We start from the raw sequence: 16469 nt of genomic DNA, 5'->3' as shown, positions 1-16469 counted from the left end.
ATCTTTAATAGCTGCGCCACAATCCAAATTTGATCCCGATGTTATCATCAGCCGAATTGCGCTCGGCACCCAGAACCCAGGTGAGTCTGCCCGTCTTTGGGCGATACATCAGCGAAGGTCGCACCCTCCAGTACCATGGTCGGTCCGAAACATAAGAAGTTTCGATCTGCAGGAGCGGGTCAAACCGTCGACCCGAGGACAGACCGGCCGTGAAATCCAATTTGCGGATCACTGCCTCATTGGTGCGGTTTTCGAGCGCGGCGTCGACATTGATCCATCCGCCTCCCAATCCGGTTTGAATGCTTTTGCCGTAGGAAAGTGTTGCTTTGTACATTGCCCAACTACTGTACTGGCGATGGTGTGCGCCAACGCCGAACTCGGCCGCCAGACGCCCTGCTGACCCCATGTCTGCAACCGGCACGCGGGCAAAGACCAGCGCGTGCCCATACAAATCCTGATACTCCTCGGCATCCAGTCCGATCGTGAGTTTCGGTCGCAATCCCCACTCGGTATAAAGCGAGGATTTGTACTTGTAGACGTCTTCCTCTTTGAAAGCGGTCACAGATAACGCGGTGAAGCTTGACCCCTTCTCGCGGAGCCACGCGCCGGACCATGCCGGAGTGCACACCATAAAAAGCAGCGGAATGACGAGAACCAGACGAGCCATGGGGGCAGCATCGGCAGACATGGTTAACGGATGGTTAGTTTCTTGTTCATCTTCGAGAAAGATTTTTTGATCCAAAAACATTGTCTATGTGCAGGAAAAGGGTGGCGTTTTCAAAAGCTGTGCTAGGCTCGGGTCAGCTTTAAAGGAGGAGCCTTATGCCGCAGATTTCCAAAACCAACAGCTATCAGACTGTCATCACCACCTTCGAGATGACCCCCGGAACCTGCCAGGACCTTCTTGAGGCGCTGACCGATGCTTATGCCGAGTTCATTTCGAAACAGCCGGGTTTCATTTCAGCCGGATTGCATGTGAATGATGCCCAGACGCGGATTGCCAATTATTCACAATGGGAGCGCCGCGAGGATTTCCTGGCGATGTTGCGCACACCGGAAATGCGAGAGCGGAATCGCAGGGTTAACGAGCTGTGCAAGAGCTTTGAACCCGTGATGTACGACGTCGCCGAGACATTCGGTGAGACCTGATCTGAGTCAATGCACGGCCACCACCGGTCGCGCAGTATAGCGGCACAACTACGGAGGCGCGAGCCATGTATCATAACATTCTTGTTCCCATTTCCTTTGATGCTGAACGGGACAGCTCGGCAGCGTTGAAGCTGGCAGAACTACTGTCGACGCCCGAGGCTGCGGTTACGCTGCTGCATGTGGTAGAGCACATTCCGGATTATGCGATCTCGTACATGCCTGCCGAGTATCTGTCCGAAGCCCGCAAGGCCATTCAGACCGAGCTTGATGCTCTGGCGGCGCGCGTCCCGAATGCGAAGGGGCTGGTGGTTGAAGGCCATTCCGGGCGAACGATTCTGGACTGGGCCGAAGTGAATAAGCCTGACCTGATCATCCTGGCTTCGCACCGCCCGGGGATGCAGGACCTGTTGTTGGGTTCAACAGCGACCCATGTGGTGCGCCACGCCAAATGTGCCGTGCATGTGGTGCGATAAGGTCGAGCTTTTTCCAAGCCGACCCCGATTGCGGCCATGGCTTTGCCACATACCGCGTGTAAGACCTATGGCATGACAACCGGGAAACAAACGAAAGACACCGATCCGAACCCTCGTCTTACACGGCGGCAACGGCGGGCAGACGCGTTGCGCAGGCAGGCTCTGTCTCCGGTGCGTATTCTACTGATGGTGCTGGCCTTGCCCTTAACCACAGGAATGATCGCAATCGGTGTCTACCTGCGCGTTTCAGACTACGAACGTCATGAAGCGGTGATCCATCTGGTGGCGCTGGCTGGGTGTGATGCGGTGGAGATGCTGGGTTTCGGGCCTTTTCGCGAAGGAAGGCCCGGATATCATAAGCGCAATGACCCCGATGGCGATGGTGTCGCCTGTGGCTCGTTTGCCTTGCAGAAACCACGCAATGTCGCGATGCCGGGAGATATCCAAGCCAATCCCCGGAATCTTCAGACCCCGAAACAGCGCACTGTCGGAACGGCAAAGTTTTTGAAGCCTTGAATCGGTGGGGGGCGAAATCTTGAAAAGATTTCGGGGCGCTTTCTTTTCAAGAAAGCGTTGCGTGGCTCAGGTGAGCCAACGCACGGGTGCGCGGTTGCAGAAGATTACGATCTGGCCCGAGTTTTCCGCCACTTGATAACCGCGACGATTGATTTCGGCCATAAAACGCTCCATCCCGGCAAATCGCTCTATATCGCGCGCCTTGCGACGGATTACGCCACCTTGCTGCACCGCCTTGGAGGCGAATAGATCACTGAGCCAAACCTCAGGCGAGAGGGGAGAATTGCAGTTATACATCACCTATGATTTGGCGCAGCTAGGTTAATGCCGGGTAAAGAAAGTTTCGCCCGCAAAGCGGGTCTTGCCTTGTCCTGACCAGAGCGCCACAGTCGCCGCGATGACTCGTGATGAATTCAATGCCTTTTGCTCGGACCTCAAAGCCACCAGCCATGTCGTGCAGTGGGGCAACGCAGATGTCTGGAAAGTAGGCGGCAAAGTCTTTGCCATCTGTGGTTGGAACGACGGAAAGGATGCGTTTACCTTCAAGGCTACCGATCTAGCCTTTGAGGTCCTCGGAGATGAGCCAGGTATCCGCCCAGCGCCCTATCTGGCATCGCGAGGTATGAAATGGCTGCAGGTTTACGATGAACGTGGCATGAGCGACGCGTCGCTGCGAGATCATATTGTAATCTCATACGATCTGGTCGTTGCTAAGCTGACCAGAAAGGCGCGGGCAGAGCTGGGCCTTTAAGGCGGTCAGTCTTTCATGGCGTGCAGCAGCTCAAGCAGTTTTTTCCGGTCATCATCGTCGGCATAGTCTCCGCTGGCCAGCCGTTCGGCGATGCTCAGGCGCAGACGGTCATGTTGTGTGCGAACCTCTTCGCCCGCCGTTTCAGCGAGGGTCTTCATGATCACTGCCACCGCCTGCTGCCGTTTGGTGGTGGGATTGGCGATGTAGTCCACAAGGCTTTGCTGTCCGGAATCAAGGATGTTTTCGGCCAGATCACGCAGTTGATCCCCATTTGGAAGCAACTGCGTAGGGGCATTTTGCGGTGGCAGAATCTCAGGCGGGTTGCGCGGGGTTTCCGCTAGCGCATTGGTGCCGTCAACAAAGGCTTCGGTGATCATCCGCGTGATCCTGATCGCGCGCGGATCTTTAAACAAAGTCGAGGCAATAGCTACGCCGTAGTCGGTATAGACCCAGGGATTGACCCGTCGGCCACCGCGGCCTTCGGGTTTTGAGATCACATTCTGTGATTGCAAATCCGCGACCTCAGCGTCGGAAAGCTGAAAGCGGTAGCCTTCGAACAGATCCTTATTGCGCGAGACGGCCTGATTGAAGGCGCTGACGGATTTTCCGTAAAACTGCGCCAGATCTTCTGCCAGAACCACGCGTACACCGCGCACCCGATGAATGGCGTTTTGGACCTCTTGAGGGCTGGGCAGGTTTTCCGGGTTCGTCATCATATCCGTTTGGAATCACAATTTGTGATTTCAAACGTGACGCAGGGCGCGCTGGGGTGCAAGTTTGAACTGCAGGTAGGTTCAATGTCTCTTGCCGAGAGGTCTGCCAGATACGGCCAATACCCTGATGGAAATAACCTTTTTGAAAGAACAAGCTTGCCCTCTATCAAGTTGACAATCTTAATGGATTGACTGATACAAACGGAACAAGACCGGGCCGTTAGCTCAGCTGGATTAGAGCAGGGAACTTCTAATTCTCAGGTCGGGGGTTCGAGTCCTCCACGGCTCGCCATTTTTTTCAGATGTTTTTCGAAACGGGGCAAGGGTACGGCCCTTATATCTGAATTCAAAGCGGTCGGTCAGACTGCACCAAGCGGGTGCTTTCAGCTTTTCCCTCAGCGTTTTGGGCTGGACGTAAGGTCCAACCGCATAAACGCGCTGTTTGGATCGGCGTCATAGCCGTAGATCGGACCGCAATAGGAATATCCCAATGTTTCATATAGCTTGCGTGCTGCGTCATATCCCGAGAGATGATTTGCGCCAGTTTCCAGGACAAGTGCGGAAACGCCCTCGGCTCGGGCCAGATCGGCAAGATGGTTCATGATCACACGCGCCAATCCTCGGCCGCGCGCAGCAGCAACCACGTGCACCGATTTAACTTCGGCAGTGCCATCCGGCAGCGCCTTAAGCGCACCACAACCCAAGGGCTTACCCGCCTCATAAATAGCCCAAAAGCGAATGCCCGGCTCGCGCAGGGAATCAATGTCCAGCGTATGATTTGAGGTTTGCGGTGTCGCGTCCCAGCTATGGGCGAGATGCGCTTGAATGATCGGGCGCAGATCCTTGGCGCCGGGGTCTGCTTGGCGGATGTCGATCATTCACTGGGCCTTGTCAGTGGGTCCAGGGAGCGCGCCGGTCAGTGGCGAAATTCTCACCATAGCCGCGCGCCCGCAGGTTCGGCTTGCGCTTGTGCGGCTCGCATACCTGCGCGTCGATACCGTTGTCTTTGGCATAGTCCAGCGCCTCTTCCTTGGTATCGAACTTCAGACGCACCTGCGTTTGGGTGTCATTGGACGAGGTCCAGCCCATCAGCGGATCGACCTCACGCGCAGAAGCCGGGGCGTATTCCAGAACCCATTTGCGGGTTTTGGCCATCCCCGAGGTCATCGCGTTTCGCGAAGGCTGGTAAATCCGTGCGCGCATGTCGCCTCTCCGTACTCACTTGGTGGGCTTGTTTATGCGTCAGAGCGCGCGCCGGGACAAGATGACAATTGTCGCGGGTCGCATGGACTGCCTAATGACAGGTATTGTCATTAGTTCGGGTTAGAAAGCGCGCAGACTTATAAGGACAGCAGGATGCTTCACCAAGAACGCCACCTCGACATCAACGCCCGACCCAATGAGATTTGGGCCATCCTCCGCCGCTTTATGCATATCGATGAGTTTGCCCCGCAGGTGACATCGGTTGATGCTTTGACTGCCGGATCGGATGGTGTTGGGTCACAGCGCCGGTGTCACTTCGCGAACGGCACATCATTGGTCGAAGAGGTGACGGATTGGCAGGTTGACCGCGGCTACACCGTGCGGTTGTCGCAGATGGCGATGCCTCTGCGCGAAGCACAGGCGGCGATTGCCATCACACCGCTGTCCGACACGCGCAGCCGTGTTATCTGGAGTATGGATTTTCGTATGAAATATGGACCGTTGGGCTGGTTAATGGGACAAACCCTGTTGAAGATGATGATAGGCCGCGTACTGGCCGAGAACCTGTCGGCCTTGGCGATGAAGGTTCAAACGCACCCCGACGCCCAAGCCCGGACCGCTTAGCTGAAAATGAATCCAGATCAGCCCTTGCAGATGGACAAAATAAGAACAAATGTAGGGGCCTGACCCGGAGCCCGCCCATGCCTTATGCCCATTCCGACAAGACTCAACTGACCGCAGACGACGTGCGCGCGCGTCTGAAACTGGAGGGCGGCAAGGAGTTCGTCATGCACACCGAGTTCGCACCGGCTGGCGACCAGCCGACGGCGATTAAGGAGCTGGCAGGCGGTGTGAATGATGGTGAGCGAGATCAGGTCCTGCTGGGTGCGACCGGGACGGGCAAGACCTTCACTATGGCCAAGGTGATTGAAGAAACGCAGCGGCCTGCGATCATCCTGGCGCCAAATAAGACGCTGGCAGCGCAGCTGTACGGGGAATTCAAGGGCTTCTTCCCAGAGAACTCGGTCGAGTATTTCGTTTCCTATTACGACTATTACCAGCCAGAAGCCTATGTGCCGCGGTCGGACACGTACATCGAAAAAGAATCGCAGATCAACGAACAGATCGACCGGATGCGCCACTCGGCCACGCGGGCGCTGCTGGAACGCGATGACGTGATCATCGTCGCCTCGGTCTCGTGCATCTACGGTATCGGTTCGGTCGAGACCTATGGAGCGATGACACAGGATCTGAAGGTGGGTCATGAGTATGACCAGAGGCAGGTGATGGCTGATCTGGTTGCCCAACAGTACCGCCGCAACGATCAGGCTTTCCAGCGCGGGTCCTTCCGGGTGCGTGGCGATTCCCTGGAAATCTGGCCGGCCCACCTTGAGGACCGTGCTTGGAAATTCTCGTTCTTCGGCGAGGAACTGGAAACCATCACCGAGTTCGACCCGCTGACCGGCGAACGCGCGGCAACGATGGAGCAGGTGCGGGTCTATGCGAATTCGCACTACGTCACGCCGAAGCCAACGATGAATCAAGCGATTATTGGGATCAAAAAGGAACTCCGCATCCGGTTGGATCAGCTGGTTGGCGAGGGCAAGCTGCTGGAAGCTCAAAGGCTGGAACAGCGCACGAACTTCGATCTGGAAATGCTTGAGGCCACCGGCGTTTGCAACGGGATCGAGAACTACTCGCGCTACCTCACGGGCCGTGCGCCGGGCGAACCGCCGCCAACCCTGTTCGAATTCATTCCGGACAACGCGATTGTCTTCGCCGACGAGTCCCATGTCAGCGTCCCGCAGATCGGCGGTATGTATCGGGGCGACTACCGGCGCAAGTTCACGCTGGCGGAACACGGGTTCCGCCTGCCGTCCTGCATGGATAACCGTCCTCTCAAGTTCGAGGAATGGGACGCCATGCGCCCGCAATCCGTCTTCGTCTCGGCCACCCCGGCAAAGTGGGAGATCGAACAAACCGGCGGTGTCTTTACCGAACAGGTGATCCGCCCCACGGGTCTACTGGACCCAGAGGTTGAAATCCGCCCGGTGTCGATGCAGGTGGACGACCTGCTGGACGAGGTGCGCAAGGTGGCCGCCAACGGATTCCGCACGCTGGTGACAACGCTGACCAAACGCATGGCCGAGGACCTGACCGAATACCTGCACGAACAGGGCATCAAGGTCCGCTATATGCACTCGGACATCGATACGCTGGAACGCATTGAAATCCTGCGCGACCTGCGGCTGGGGGCCTTCGACGTGCTGGTCGGGATCAACCTGCTGCGCGAAGGGCTCGACATCCCAGAATGCGGACTGGTCGCCATTCTGGACGCGGATAAAGAGGGTTTCCTGCGCTCGGAAACCTCACTGATCCAGACCATCGGTCGCGCCGCGCGCAACGCCGATGGGCGGGTGATCATGTATGCCGACAAGATCACCGGCTCGATGGAGCGCGCCTTGGGCGAAACCAACCGCCGCCGCGCCAAACAGCTCGCCTATAACGAAGAACACGGCATCACGCCTGAGACCGTGAAGAAGAACGTCGAGGACGTTCTGGCCGGTCTCTACGAAGGCGATGTCGACATGAACCGCGTCACCGCCACCATCGACAAACCGATGCACGGCGCGAATTTGGAGGCTCACCTGGACGGGTTGCGTGACCAAATGCGCAAAGCCGCCGAGAACTTGGAATTCGAAGAGGCCGCCAACATCCGGGATGAGATCAAACGTCTGGAAGCGGTCGATCTGGCCGTCGCCGACGACCCCATGGCGCGCCAATGGGCGGTCGAGAAAGCCTCGGAAGACGCAGTGAAATCGCGGGGGCGGTCAACGGCTGGCAGGCCGGGGCAGCGGGGTGGGAATGTGAAGCGGAGGAAGCGGTGATATGCCCTTAGTCAGCCGCAACTGGGTATCGTGCGTCTCCACCGCCTTTTGCTGCCAAGGCGTCTAAAATTGCAATGGATTTTTTAACCTCGGCGCTGGAGGAATGTTCCCCTTGGATTGATCGCCTGAGCTCGATAACCAAAGCCTGCTTTATCTCCTGAAGGAAAATCGTACTGCTAACATCTGGGAATTTTTCGAAAGTAGGTTCTTGATGGGGGAGCGCTTCCAATATGGCTTTCTTCAAGCCCGAATTGATTTCTGGGCCTGTTAGCGGAGCACCTATTGCCAGTGTTTTTAATCGAATGGCACCAGTCATCAGTATTGAATGGTACGCCGAATAGAAGGCCCAAGCGCTTTCATTGACGAACAGCCTCGCCCAGTCGCAGCGCAAGTCCTTTGCAAACTCAGGAGTAAAAGTCTTAGTCAGCATTTCAGCTAACTCTTCGAACTTTTTTCGATCGCTAGATGAAGCGGCTTCAATTTCATCAAATTTTAGAATTTCTGCAATTTGCGCCGGCGCGAACAACTCGTCAAGCTTACCCACTGACGACCAAATAGCTTCGGCGGCTTCAATTTCGCGCTTTGACACTTCTTTTGCCCGATCAGATGATACGTCTAAAACAGATGATAGAATTTGGTCTTGCTTGGAATTCAACCGCTCAAAATCCAATTGAACCTGTTTAATTTGAAGCTCAAACGCATGTTGTCTTTCTTGCAGAACTTTCTGTGAAGAAAGTGCCACACGCTCCCCAACAACTTTCAATATGCTTTCACGGAATAGCAACCCAATTCCGACTATCAATGCCGCTGCAAAACCTGAAGAAACTAGCCAACCTATGAAGCTCTCCAAATACCTTCTCCCACTCAATCGTTGGTGTTTGACTAGAGAAGATTCTACCTGAAGGAAAGCACTGCAATGTGCTTGGTTGGTGTTCGCACTTATCTCACACCATTGCTTTTCAATTTGCCACATCCCACACTTCCAACTTGCAGCAAGCGTAGGATGGGTGCTCGCACCCATCTCACCCGTGACTATACAACAAGCGATAAAACCCTCTCAGATCACGGTGCCAACGTCTTAGAAGTCAAACAGCTCATCCAGAAAGCCGCCGCGTTTCTTCTTTTTACGGTATCCGTGATCAGATCGGTCATCATGACCCCGCTGCGGCGGTGGCGGCGGCGTATGGTCGGCAGAGCGATCGATGATCTTGTCCAGCTCTCCACGGTCCAGCCACACGCCACGACATTGCGGACAATAATCAATCTCGACCCCGCTCCGCTCGGTGATTACCAGCTGAGTTCCATCAATCGGACATTGCATCAGACGCTCTCCTTTTTCTGTCCTGAACAGATGGGAGCGCGCGCAGGGTTTTTCACCCTACTGCGACCGCACGTCCCGCTATGGGCAAAGCTGTAGGGCAGAGTTGGCCCGGTCCCGCGCTGCCCCCTTCAGCATTGGAATTCACAAATTGAGGTTCCAAATGGTTGCCATGACGAACCCTAAGAAATTTCTCAGCAGCTGATGGGTGCATAGACCCATTGTCTCTGTCTTCGAGCCCTCAATGCTGGGTTGGATACTCCCCAAAACGCGATGGAAATGTGCTTAGGGCTCACCTCAAAACGCAGGCGAAACCCAAACGTGAATTGGTCTAACGAGATGCGTGCAACGAGACCGCAGAACGACCCGAGTTTGGACAAAATTCCGCCCAAAATCGTCAATAGCCGCCGCAGTGCAACAGATCGAATACAGATTGGAAATCAATGAAAAAGGCAGCTCTTCTTCTTGCCCTACTGCCCGCAGCCGCATTCGCTGAGGAGCGGGTGTTTGAATGTGAGGCACCGGATGCGGAACACCCGGAAATGGCCGCTCGGCTTGTGAAGTATGATGGCCAGCAAAAGGGCCACATCACGATCGGGGATATCGACAAGGATGTGGATGTGTTTCCCGGTCTCGACACCCTGACCTATCTGTATGTCGGTGAGGATTACACGCTGAATTATAACGTTCACCCTGAGAAGGGCACGTTTGATTACTCTGCCTCTGGCAGCAAGTCAGGATGGGGCAAGGGAACGTGCGTAGAGACCACGGGCCAATAATGGCGTTCGAATAGAATGGTTTAAGGCGCGGTCGAGACGGCAGTCTGGTCGCGCCTTTGCTTTTGTTGCGAGGTCGAGTTCGCACAGCTGATCCAAGCATTTGCAACATAATTACGAACCCAGGCGGAACTTGGTCGGTGTCATTCCGGTCTGGCCCCTGAAAAAGCGTGTGAAATGGGATTTGTCGGAGTAGCCGAGCATCAGACCGATCTCAGCTATTGTCATTTTGTCTTCTCCGAGGTGTTCCTTTGCGACTTCGACACGCAGCCGTTTGATTTCGCGGGGCAGCGTTGTGCCTTGCTGCTGAAGCGCCTTAAGAAACCGTTCCGGCTGTATTCCCAACAATCCAGCCACCACCTCTGGTCCCAAATCGGTTTCATCCAGCTTATCGCGTAAAACAGATCGCAAAGCAGCTACTACGGTTACTTCTTCATCTTGTCGCGTTGAGGCGATGGGCTTGGCAGAGCCCTCAGAGACATGGTGCAAAAACAACCATTCTACAGGGAAGCTAATCTGCATTCCGGGATCGGTCCCAAGGCCGACCTCGATCCCTTTGTAATCGATAGGTAGTCCGTTGATGTATCTGCTTTCCCATCGCACACGCGAAGAATCCCAGGCATCTCCGACGACGGTCTGCAATAGGCGTACATAGATTGCGGCACCAAAACCGGTCACCTGAATCGGCGGCACAGTAGGCTCTTGTTGCCTTTCGATTCGATAAGTCGCTTTGTCTGCTTCAACGACAAGGCTATGTCGCACAGAATTGGATTCCTGCGGTACAAGCCCCACGAAACGGGTAAAGAACTCGAACAGCGTCTTTGTCGATTGCAGTGCCTGAGCGAACGGAGGCCACTGTTGCAGGTCAAACGTCTCCCCTACTTTCAGTCCAAGGTATCGATCTCCTGACACTTCTGAGAAGGCATTTACCAAACCGTAGACCAACTCTGAGTGCACGAACACGGCTGGGTCAGACAACAGTTCGGCTTTCAGGCCAACCTGATCCAATGCTGGTTGCGGATTGATCTTACGTTCGGTGAGATATTGCAGGAACGGAGCAGCTAAGGAGAGGCGAATAAAGCCCTCGCTATGCTCTTGAGAGGTGGAGTTGAAAGGCAAGCTCGTCACCCTTGTCTGGATTAGTTTTAAGAAGTGGCCATTTTTTCAATCACATTCGAACATCCTAATTCGAAAGTGGCAACCGAGCCAAGATTTTCCGGACTACAGTTTGCAAAACACGAATATGAAGGGAGTACTTATGTCCGGCCTACGATTGTCCCTTTGCTCGACGGTAATTGTCGCTGCAGCTCTTTCTTTTTCAACGTCCGCGCATGCTCAGGATCAAGAAGAACCTCAAACGTTGTTTACCAACGTGCATGTCTTCGATGGCGTCAATGAACAGCGTATCGAGAATGCCAGCGTATTGGTCGAGGGTAATCTGATTAAGGCCGTATCAACCGATGCGATCGATGCCCCCAATGCTACGGTCATTGATGGAGAGGGACGGACACTGACCCCCGGGTTTATTGAACTGCACGCGCACCTCATGCTGATGGGGCCGACGTTACCTGCGATGGAGGCCAACACAACGTGGGAGGACTTTGCCATACACGGTGCGCGGATGGCCGAGATGTATTTGATGCAGGGCTTCACCACAGTCAGGGATGCGGGTGGGGCCAATGGCGGGTTACGCCGGGCAATTGACTCGGGGCAAATTGACGGCCCGCGTTACTTTCCATCTGGTGCATTTATCGGAACGCGAGGTGGTCACGCTGACTTTGCGAATTTCACCGCACCGCCCGGGTCTGAAACAAACATGAGCAGGCTGAACTTGGCGCAGGAAATTAGCGGTGTTGATGACGTTTACAAGTTCGCACGCAACAATTTCCGCATGGGCGCGACGCAGTTGAAGTTCATGCAATCTGGTGGCGTCGTATCGGCCTTCGATCCGTGGCAGTTGCTGGCTGGATCGCCTGAGGAAATCAAAGCTGCGGTGCAGGTGGCAAACGAGTATGGCAGCTATGTCATGGCGCATTCCTATCGGAAGGAAGCAATCCTGAGCGCGCTAGATGCGGGTGTGATGTCGATCGAACATGGCTTCTCGTTTGACTGTGAAATTGCCCAAGTCATGAACGAAAAAGGGGCATACATTACCACCAACCTGACGGCCTTCGATCCCGGATTGCTAGATATTCCGGCAGTGGCAAATGTCCCGTCGAGTCTTGCTAAGGCAAAATCCGCCTCGGCCACATTTGCGGGCTACATCGACAATATGAAGGAATGCCCGGTGAAGCGAGGGTTCCAGACCGACTGTGTTGGTTCGGTCGAGGCATGCAATATCCAGATTGCCTACGAGAAGCACCTGAACAATGAGTTTTTTGGACCCTACACGTCGATGGTGACGTTGACATCGACGGGTGGTGAGGTGGTCGCTTTGTCAGGTGACTTTATGAACCCGTATACCGCCGGAAAACTGGGCGTTATCGAGGAAGGAGCTTATGCGGATATCCTGCTCATCGATGGTAACCCACTTGAAGACTTCTCGGTTGTTGGCACGGGTGATCAATGGTTCGGTGCCGACCCGAGGCCTGAAAGCCCAGATACGATCCGCCTGATCATGAAGGACGGCGTCATCTACAAAAACACGCTGAATTGACCTGTCTGAACAGCCGGAGAGTATTTATGCGACATTGCTTCCGCTCCGTAGTATTCGCAGGGTTGGTTTGGTGTGCTCATCCTGTCATGGCGACACCAGGAACCGCGTTAGACTGGTCTGACCTGCCTGACCCGTCCGCGCAGGTCTTTGAAGACCCCTATCGCGAACTTAGCGCTGAACAGTTCGACGATGTTCTTTACGTCGTAAGGCTGCGCGGCAGATTGCAGCGGGAAACTGGTAGCGATGAAGAAAGGCAGAAATGGCAAGAGCTTCTGACCGAGACTGAGGATGCCTTGGTGGCAGATGGGATTGATGTCGACTGGCTGCTGGATCAGCGAGAGGTCGTGACGGAACGTCGAAGAAAAGCAGGTACAAACGGAAATCCGCAATTCGACGGTCAAACAATCACACTCGCGGGCTTTGCCATTCCCGCTCCGAGTGATCCGGACGGGCGACCTGTCGCGTATCTGGTGCCGGAACGCGGGATGTGTAGTCACATGCCTCCTCCTCCGCCCAACCAGATGATCCGTGTACGGTTGAATGGAGACTGGACGCCCAGCTATTTCCACGAACCCGTTCGGCTGACGGGCACGCTGACTATCGATCCTTCTGTTCAGAATATGATGGTTGTGGACGGCCTCATGCCTATGAATGCGACTTTCCAGTTGGAGACGGAACGCGTCGAAACTCTGGAAACTGAAGCAGACAGGCTGGAATGGAAGCAGCGCGCCTCCGATCGCATCCGGGCGGCGGGAGCTCGCAAGACCAGCGGGGCAAAGGCGTCTGAATGATAAGACTTCTGTTTGCCGCATTGAGTATTGCCTTTGCTGGCGCAGCGTCGGCTCAGGGACTGTCCGGGCCATCTTCGGTTGAAGCTGATCTAGAGCCCGGAGATGGGCTAACCGACCCGCAATACCGTTCCGATTTTCCACGCAATATCGCACCAGGTTGGTTTCAGTGGAAAGACCGACTGGCCGAGGAAGGTTTTCGCTTCAATATTGACTACTTGGCATTGGGCCAATCCACGAATGCTGATCTGGGAACCGGCGAAGCGGCAAGCGGAATTGCGCGTTTTTACGGTAGCTGGCAGGCAACTGAACGCGGCTCTTTGACATTCAAGATCGAAGACCGGCACAGTTACACCGATGTTGCCCCGCAATTCCTTGGGCTGGATGGCGGAGCACTTTCGATCACTGGGACAGCCTTCAACGATAATGGTTTTCTGCTGACCAATCTATTCTGGACGCAAAGGGCCGAGAACGGCGCGTGGACGCTGCAAGTCGGGCAGATTGATGTAACGGACTTTGTGGACATTTATGGGTTGGTCAGCCCATACAGCGGTTTCCAGAACCTGTCTTTCAATACCAATCCGACTATTAACACACCCAATCAAGGCCTTGGCATTGCCGGTGGAGTAAAGCTGAGCGAAAACTTCTACGCTGTTGCGAGCATCTCAGACGCAAACGCCGACCCGTCTGATCCAAACTTTGATGTGTTTAGCGATGGCAATCTCTTCAAGTCACTCGAGCTTGGTTACACCTCCGGCTTTGATCGCATCTACTTTGACAATATCCATTTGACCCTTTGGCACGCGGATGCAGCCGACGATGGCAGCCGCCCTGAAGACTATGGGGCCGCGTTTTCAGCGGCTTGGTTTGTTGGCAATAAATGGATGCCATTCTTCAGGGCAGGGGCCTCAAAAGGGACAGCGGCGCTTTATGATCGGTCCGTTTCTGCAGGTCTGGGATATTACGGTCGTAATACCGATCTGGCCGGGCTGGGACTGAACTGGGCCGAGGCAAGGGGCATAGACGGTGATCAGTTCACGCTCGAAGCATTCTATCGTTTTTCAATATCACCCGGGCTGCAGATCACGCCATCACTGCAGTTCATATCTGACCCGCTGCTGAACCCCACGCAGGATAGCATTATGCTGTTCGGTCTAAGAACTCGGATCGTTTTCTGAGGTGGGGCGAAAGCAGACTCCAAAAACAACAAAACATTCAGTTTTGTCGATAAAAGGGAGGATCCATCCATGCGTACCTTGTTTCTGGCGGGCACGTTGTCTGTTTTTTCGACACTAGGCGCCGCGCAGACTTACGACATCGTCATTCTCAACGGTCGGGTCATGGACCCGGAAACCGGGTTCGACCAGATTGCAAACGTTGGAATTAGCAACGGCTGGATCACTGCGATTACCGACGAAGATATTAACGGCAGCCAGACCATCGATGCGACAGGGCACGTTGTGTCACCCGGATTTATCGACCTTGAGCAACACGGGTTGGACCCTTGGGGTATAAAAGTAAACCTTAGGGATGGCGTCACAACTCAAATGGATTTTGAGGTCGGAGCCGCTAACATTGATGAATGGTATGAAGCACGAGAGGGCTCAACGCAGGCAAATTATGGCACGGTGGTTGGACAAGAATTCGCACGGATGCGGGTCCATGACGGGCTCGTGCTTGAAGGTGGAGATATAGACTTCCGGAACTTCTTCGCACTGAGGGCACAATGTGTGGAAGACGGCGTCGAGGGGTGGTCTTCTGTACCAAGCAACCGTGAGCAGATGAACGAAATCACTGCCCAGCTGGATGAGGGACTACGTCTTGGAGCACTCGGTGTGGGATCGACCATCGGTTACGCCCGCGAAGGTATTACCACCTATGAGATGTTCGAAGCACAGCGGGCTGCGGCGCGTTACGGTAGACTGACTTCCGTCCATCACCGATTTCATCCCAGTGCTTCGACGCCGACAGAAACACAGACGGGTGTAAATGAAATCTTGGTCAATGCGATGGTGCTTGGTGCCCCGCTGCACATTCATCATGACAATGATTATGGGTGGTGGGAAAATCAGGAAAAGCTCCAGATGGCCCGCGACCAAGGCTACAACGTCTGGTCCAGCTACTATCCTTGGACTGCCGGATCGGGAAACTACGGAGCCTCAATCATCGCCCCCGAAAATTGGGAAGGTTCGATGGGGTACAAATACGAAGACACCATCTTTGATCCCCAACTCGATCGCTTCGTGACAAAAGACGAGTTTTTGAGCTTCGCTGAGAATGAACCGGGACGGACAGCCATAGTTTTTAGCCCTCCAAGAGAGCAATGGCTGAATGATTGGATCACCATCGCAGGCTATGGCATCTCGGGCGACGGTATGGCCGGGCTAGACATTGAGGGCAACTTGATGAGTTGGGATGCTCCTTACGAACACTATGCCGGGCATCCTCGGTCAGCAGGCAGCCACGCGCTTGTCTTGAGACTGGCTCGTGAAGCGAATGTGCCGCTTATGCTCACACTCACTCAGCTAAGTTACATCCATGCGAAGCGCTTAGGTGACACAGGGTTGCGAGCAATGCAGGTGCGTGGGCGTATGCAGGAAGGCATGGTCGCGGACATCACGATTTTCGACCCGGAATCTGTGACCGAAAAGGCGAACTATACTCTCGGTCAGCAAGGTCTTCCGTCAGAAGGCATTCCGTACGTGCTCGTTAACGGAACCCTTGTTGTTAACAACAGTGAAGTTCAGCGGGATATTTATGCCGGACAGCCGATCCGGTTTCCAGTCGAGGAGAGCGGACGTTTCGTTCCGGCTGGTCGCGAGCAGATCATGGGTATTCTCACGCCGGATACCGGCACGGCCCGTCCAACACTGCTCGATGATATCACAAATAGTGAAGCCAATGTCGCACCTGTTGATCCACCAACCAATCAGATTGCATCGATAGAGCCCACCGACCCCTTTGATTGGTTTACTCCTCGCAACGGTCTAGATGACGGTGCCCTGTTCTTTTGCGTCGTGCATGCTCGCTTCGAGGACCGTGCAACGGTAAATCGTGATTATGCGAAGGCCATGATGTCCAAAACGGGCGGACTTAGAGGTGCTAGTCGCGTAAGACCTTGATCCATTGTGGGGAAAGGATGGTGGGTGATGAGAGACTCGAACTCCCATCATATTATTTAAAATCAATGACTTACGTGTGTTTTTGTAACCGTGTAACCGGCCCTAAAATGGGCCGG

19 protein-coding genes and 1 tRNA gene are annotated in these 16469 nt (G+C 54.6%); 12 read left to right on the top strand and 8 right to left on the bottom strand.

Annotated features, from left to right (window positions below):
• Positions 1 to 4: 4 nt before the first annotated feature.
• Positions 5 to 688 carry a hypothetical protein gene (locus ACR0L9_RS14315; RefSeq protein WP_480895930.1) on the bottom strand — a complete coding sequence of 228 codons (684 nt, stop codon included), beginning with the start codon at positions 686 to 688 and terminating at the stop codon, positions 5 to 7.
• Positions 689 to 822: 134 nt separating this feature from the next.
• Here ACR0L9_RS14315 and ACR0L9_RS14310 point away from each other — a divergent pair, with 134 nt between their 5' ends.
• The 3 genes from ACR0L9_RS14310 (at position 823) to ACR0L9_RS14300 (ending at position 2138) form a co-directional block, all read left to right on the top strand.
• The gene (locus ACR0L9_RS14310) at positions 823 to 1149 is read left to right on the top strand and encodes an antibiotic biosynthesis monooxygenase family protein (protein WP_170395957.1); all 327 of its coding nucleotides are present in this window, start codon (positions 823 to 825) and stop codon (positions 1147 to 1149) included.
• Between the two features lie 65 nt (positions 1150 to 1214).
• Entirely contained in the window at positions 1215 to 1622 is a 408-nt protein-coding gene (locus ACR0L9_RS14305; protein ID WP_170395959.1) for a universal stress protein, read from the top strand.
• A 72-nt stretch (positions 1623 to 1694) separates the two neighbouring features.
• Positions 1695 to 2138, top strand: coding sequence for an excalibur calcium-binding domain-containing protein (locus ACR0L9_RS14300; protein WP_255612008.1), 444 nt, complete (start codon positions 1695 to 1697; stop codon positions 2136 to 2138).
• A 66-nt stretch (positions 2139 to 2204) separates the two neighbouring features.
• On the opposite strand, the gene ACR0L9_RS14295 is transcribed toward ACR0L9_RS14300, so the two are convergent.
• Entirely contained in the window at positions 2205 to 2435 is a 231-nt protein-coding gene (locus ACR0L9_RS14295) for an aspartate aminotransferase (protein WP_170396104.1), read from the bottom strand.
• A 100-nt stretch (positions 2436 to 2535) separates the two neighbouring features.
• Between ACR0L9_RS14295 and ACR0L9_RS14290 the strand changes: the two genes are divergently transcribed.
• Positions 2536 to 2889, top strand: a complete 354-nt coding sequence (locus tag ACR0L9_RS14290; RefSeq protein ID WP_170423840.1) for an MmcQ/YjbR family DNA-binding protein — start codon at positions 2536 to 2538, stop codon at positions 2887 to 2889.
• Positions 2890 to 2894: 5 nt separating this feature from the next.
• Here ACR0L9_RS14290 and ACR0L9_RS14285 read toward each other — a convergent pair whose 3' ends face one another.
• A complete protein-coding gene (locus ACR0L9_RS14285; protein WP_170396106.1) occupies positions 2895 to 3602 on the bottom strand; it encodes an ORF6N domain-containing protein in 708 nt (235 codons plus the stop codon).
• A gap of 214 nt (positions 3603 to 3816) precedes the next feature.
• On the opposite strand from ACR0L9_RS14285, the gene ACR0L9_RS14280 reads away from it, so the two are divergent.
• Positions 3817 to 3894: transfer RNA gene (locus ACR0L9_RS14280), tRNA-Arg, on the top strand.
• Between the two features lie 103 nt (positions 3895 to 3997).
• On the opposite strand, the gene ACR0L9_RS14275 is transcribed toward ACR0L9_RS14280, so the two are convergent.
• Positions 3998 to 4480: a GNAT family N-acetyltransferase gene (locus tag ACR0L9_RS14275; protein WP_480895929.1), complete on the bottom strand. Its 483-nt coding sequence runs from the start codon at positions 4478 to 4480 to the stop codon at positions 3998 to 4000.
• Between the two features lie 13 nt (positions 4481 to 4493).
• Positions 4494 to 4805, bottom strand: coding sequence for an ETC complex I subunit (locus ACR0L9_RS14270; protein WP_170395965.1), 312 nt, complete (start codon positions 4803 to 4805; stop codon positions 4494 to 4496).
• Between the two features lie 153 nt (positions 4806 to 4958).
• Here ACR0L9_RS14270 and ACR0L9_RS14265 point away from each other — a divergent pair, with 153 nt between their 5' ends.
• Entirely contained in the window at positions 4959 to 5429 is a 471-nt protein-coding gene (locus ACR0L9_RS14265; protein ID WP_480895928.1) for an SRPBCC family protein, read from the top strand.
• Positions 5430 to 5506: 77 nt separating this feature from the next.
• Positions 5507 to 7693, top strand: coding sequence for an excinuclease ABC subunit UvrB (gene uvrB / locus ACR0L9_RS14260; RefSeq protein ID WP_170664073.1), 2187 nt, complete (start codon positions 5507 to 5509; stop codon positions 7691 to 7693).
• Positions 7694 to 7700: 7 nt separating this feature from the next.
• On the opposite strand, the gene ACR0L9_RS14255 is transcribed toward uvrB, so the two are convergent.
• Complete coding sequence (locus ACR0L9_RS14255) at positions 7701 to 8666, bottom strand: hypothetical protein (RefSeq protein ID WP_480895927.1); 966 nt, start codon at positions 8664 to 8666, stop codon at positions 7701 to 7703.
• Between the two features lie 105 nt (positions 8667 to 8771).
• On the bottom strand, positions 8772 to 9014 hold the full coding sequence (locus ACR0L9_RS14250) for a TFIIB-type zinc ribbon-containing protein (RefSeq protein WP_480895926.1): 243 nt from the start codon (positions 9012 to 9014) through the stop codon (positions 8772 to 8774).
• A gap of 440 nt (positions 9015 to 9454) precedes the next feature.
• Here ACR0L9_RS14250 and ACR0L9_RS14245 point away from each other — a divergent pair, with 440 nt between their 5' ends.
• Positions 9455 to 9790, top strand: coding sequence for a hypothetical protein (locus ACR0L9_RS14245; RefSeq protein ID WP_170423854.1), 336 nt, complete (start codon positions 9455 to 9457; stop codon positions 9788 to 9790).
• Between the two features lie 111 nt (positions 9791 to 9901).
• Here the strand turns inward: ACR0L9_RS14245 and ACR0L9_RS14240 are convergent, their stop codons facing one another.
• Complete coding sequence (locus tag ACR0L9_RS14240; RefSeq protein ID WP_480895925.1) at positions 9902 to 10906, bottom strand: helix-turn-helix domain-containing protein; 1005 nt, start codon at positions 10904 to 10906, stop codon at positions 9902 to 9904.
• Between the two features lie 124 nt (positions 10907 to 11030).
• Here ACR0L9_RS14240 and ACR0L9_RS14235 point away from each other — a divergent pair, with 124 nt between their 5' ends.
• From ACR0L9_RS14235 to ACR0L9_RS14220, 4 genes are all read left to right on the top strand, one after another.
• Positions 11031 to 12443, top strand: coding sequence for an amidohydrolase family protein (locus ACR0L9_RS14235; protein WP_480895924.1), 1413 nt, complete (start codon positions 11031 to 11033; stop codon positions 12441 to 12443).
• Positions 12444 to 12529: 86 nt separating this feature from the next.
• Positions 12530 to 13234, top strand: a complete 705-nt coding sequence (locus tag ACR0L9_RS14230) for a DUF3299 domain-containing protein (protein ID WP_480895923.1) — start codon at positions 12530 to 12532, stop codon at positions 13232 to 13234.
• Positions 13231 to 14409 carry a carbohydrate porin gene (locus ACR0L9_RS14225; protein ID WP_480895922.1) on the top strand — a complete coding sequence of 393 codons (1179 nt, stop codon included), beginning with the start codon at positions 13231 to 13233 and terminating at the stop codon, positions 14407 to 14409. The genes ACR0L9_RS14230 and ACR0L9_RS14225 overlap by 4 nt, the downstream gene beginning before the upstream one ends.
• A gap of 69 nt (positions 14410 to 14478) precedes the next feature.
• Complete coding sequence (locus ACR0L9_RS14220; RefSeq protein WP_480895921.1) at positions 14479 to 16353, top strand: amidohydrolase family protein; 1875 nt, start codon at positions 14479 to 14481, stop codon at positions 16351 to 16353.
• Positions 16354 to 16469: the final 116 nt, after the last annotated feature.

It is taken from the genome of Ruegeria sp. I3 (assembly GCF_056532525.1).
This window is presented reverse-complemented; position numbering and strand designations above follow the sequence as displayed.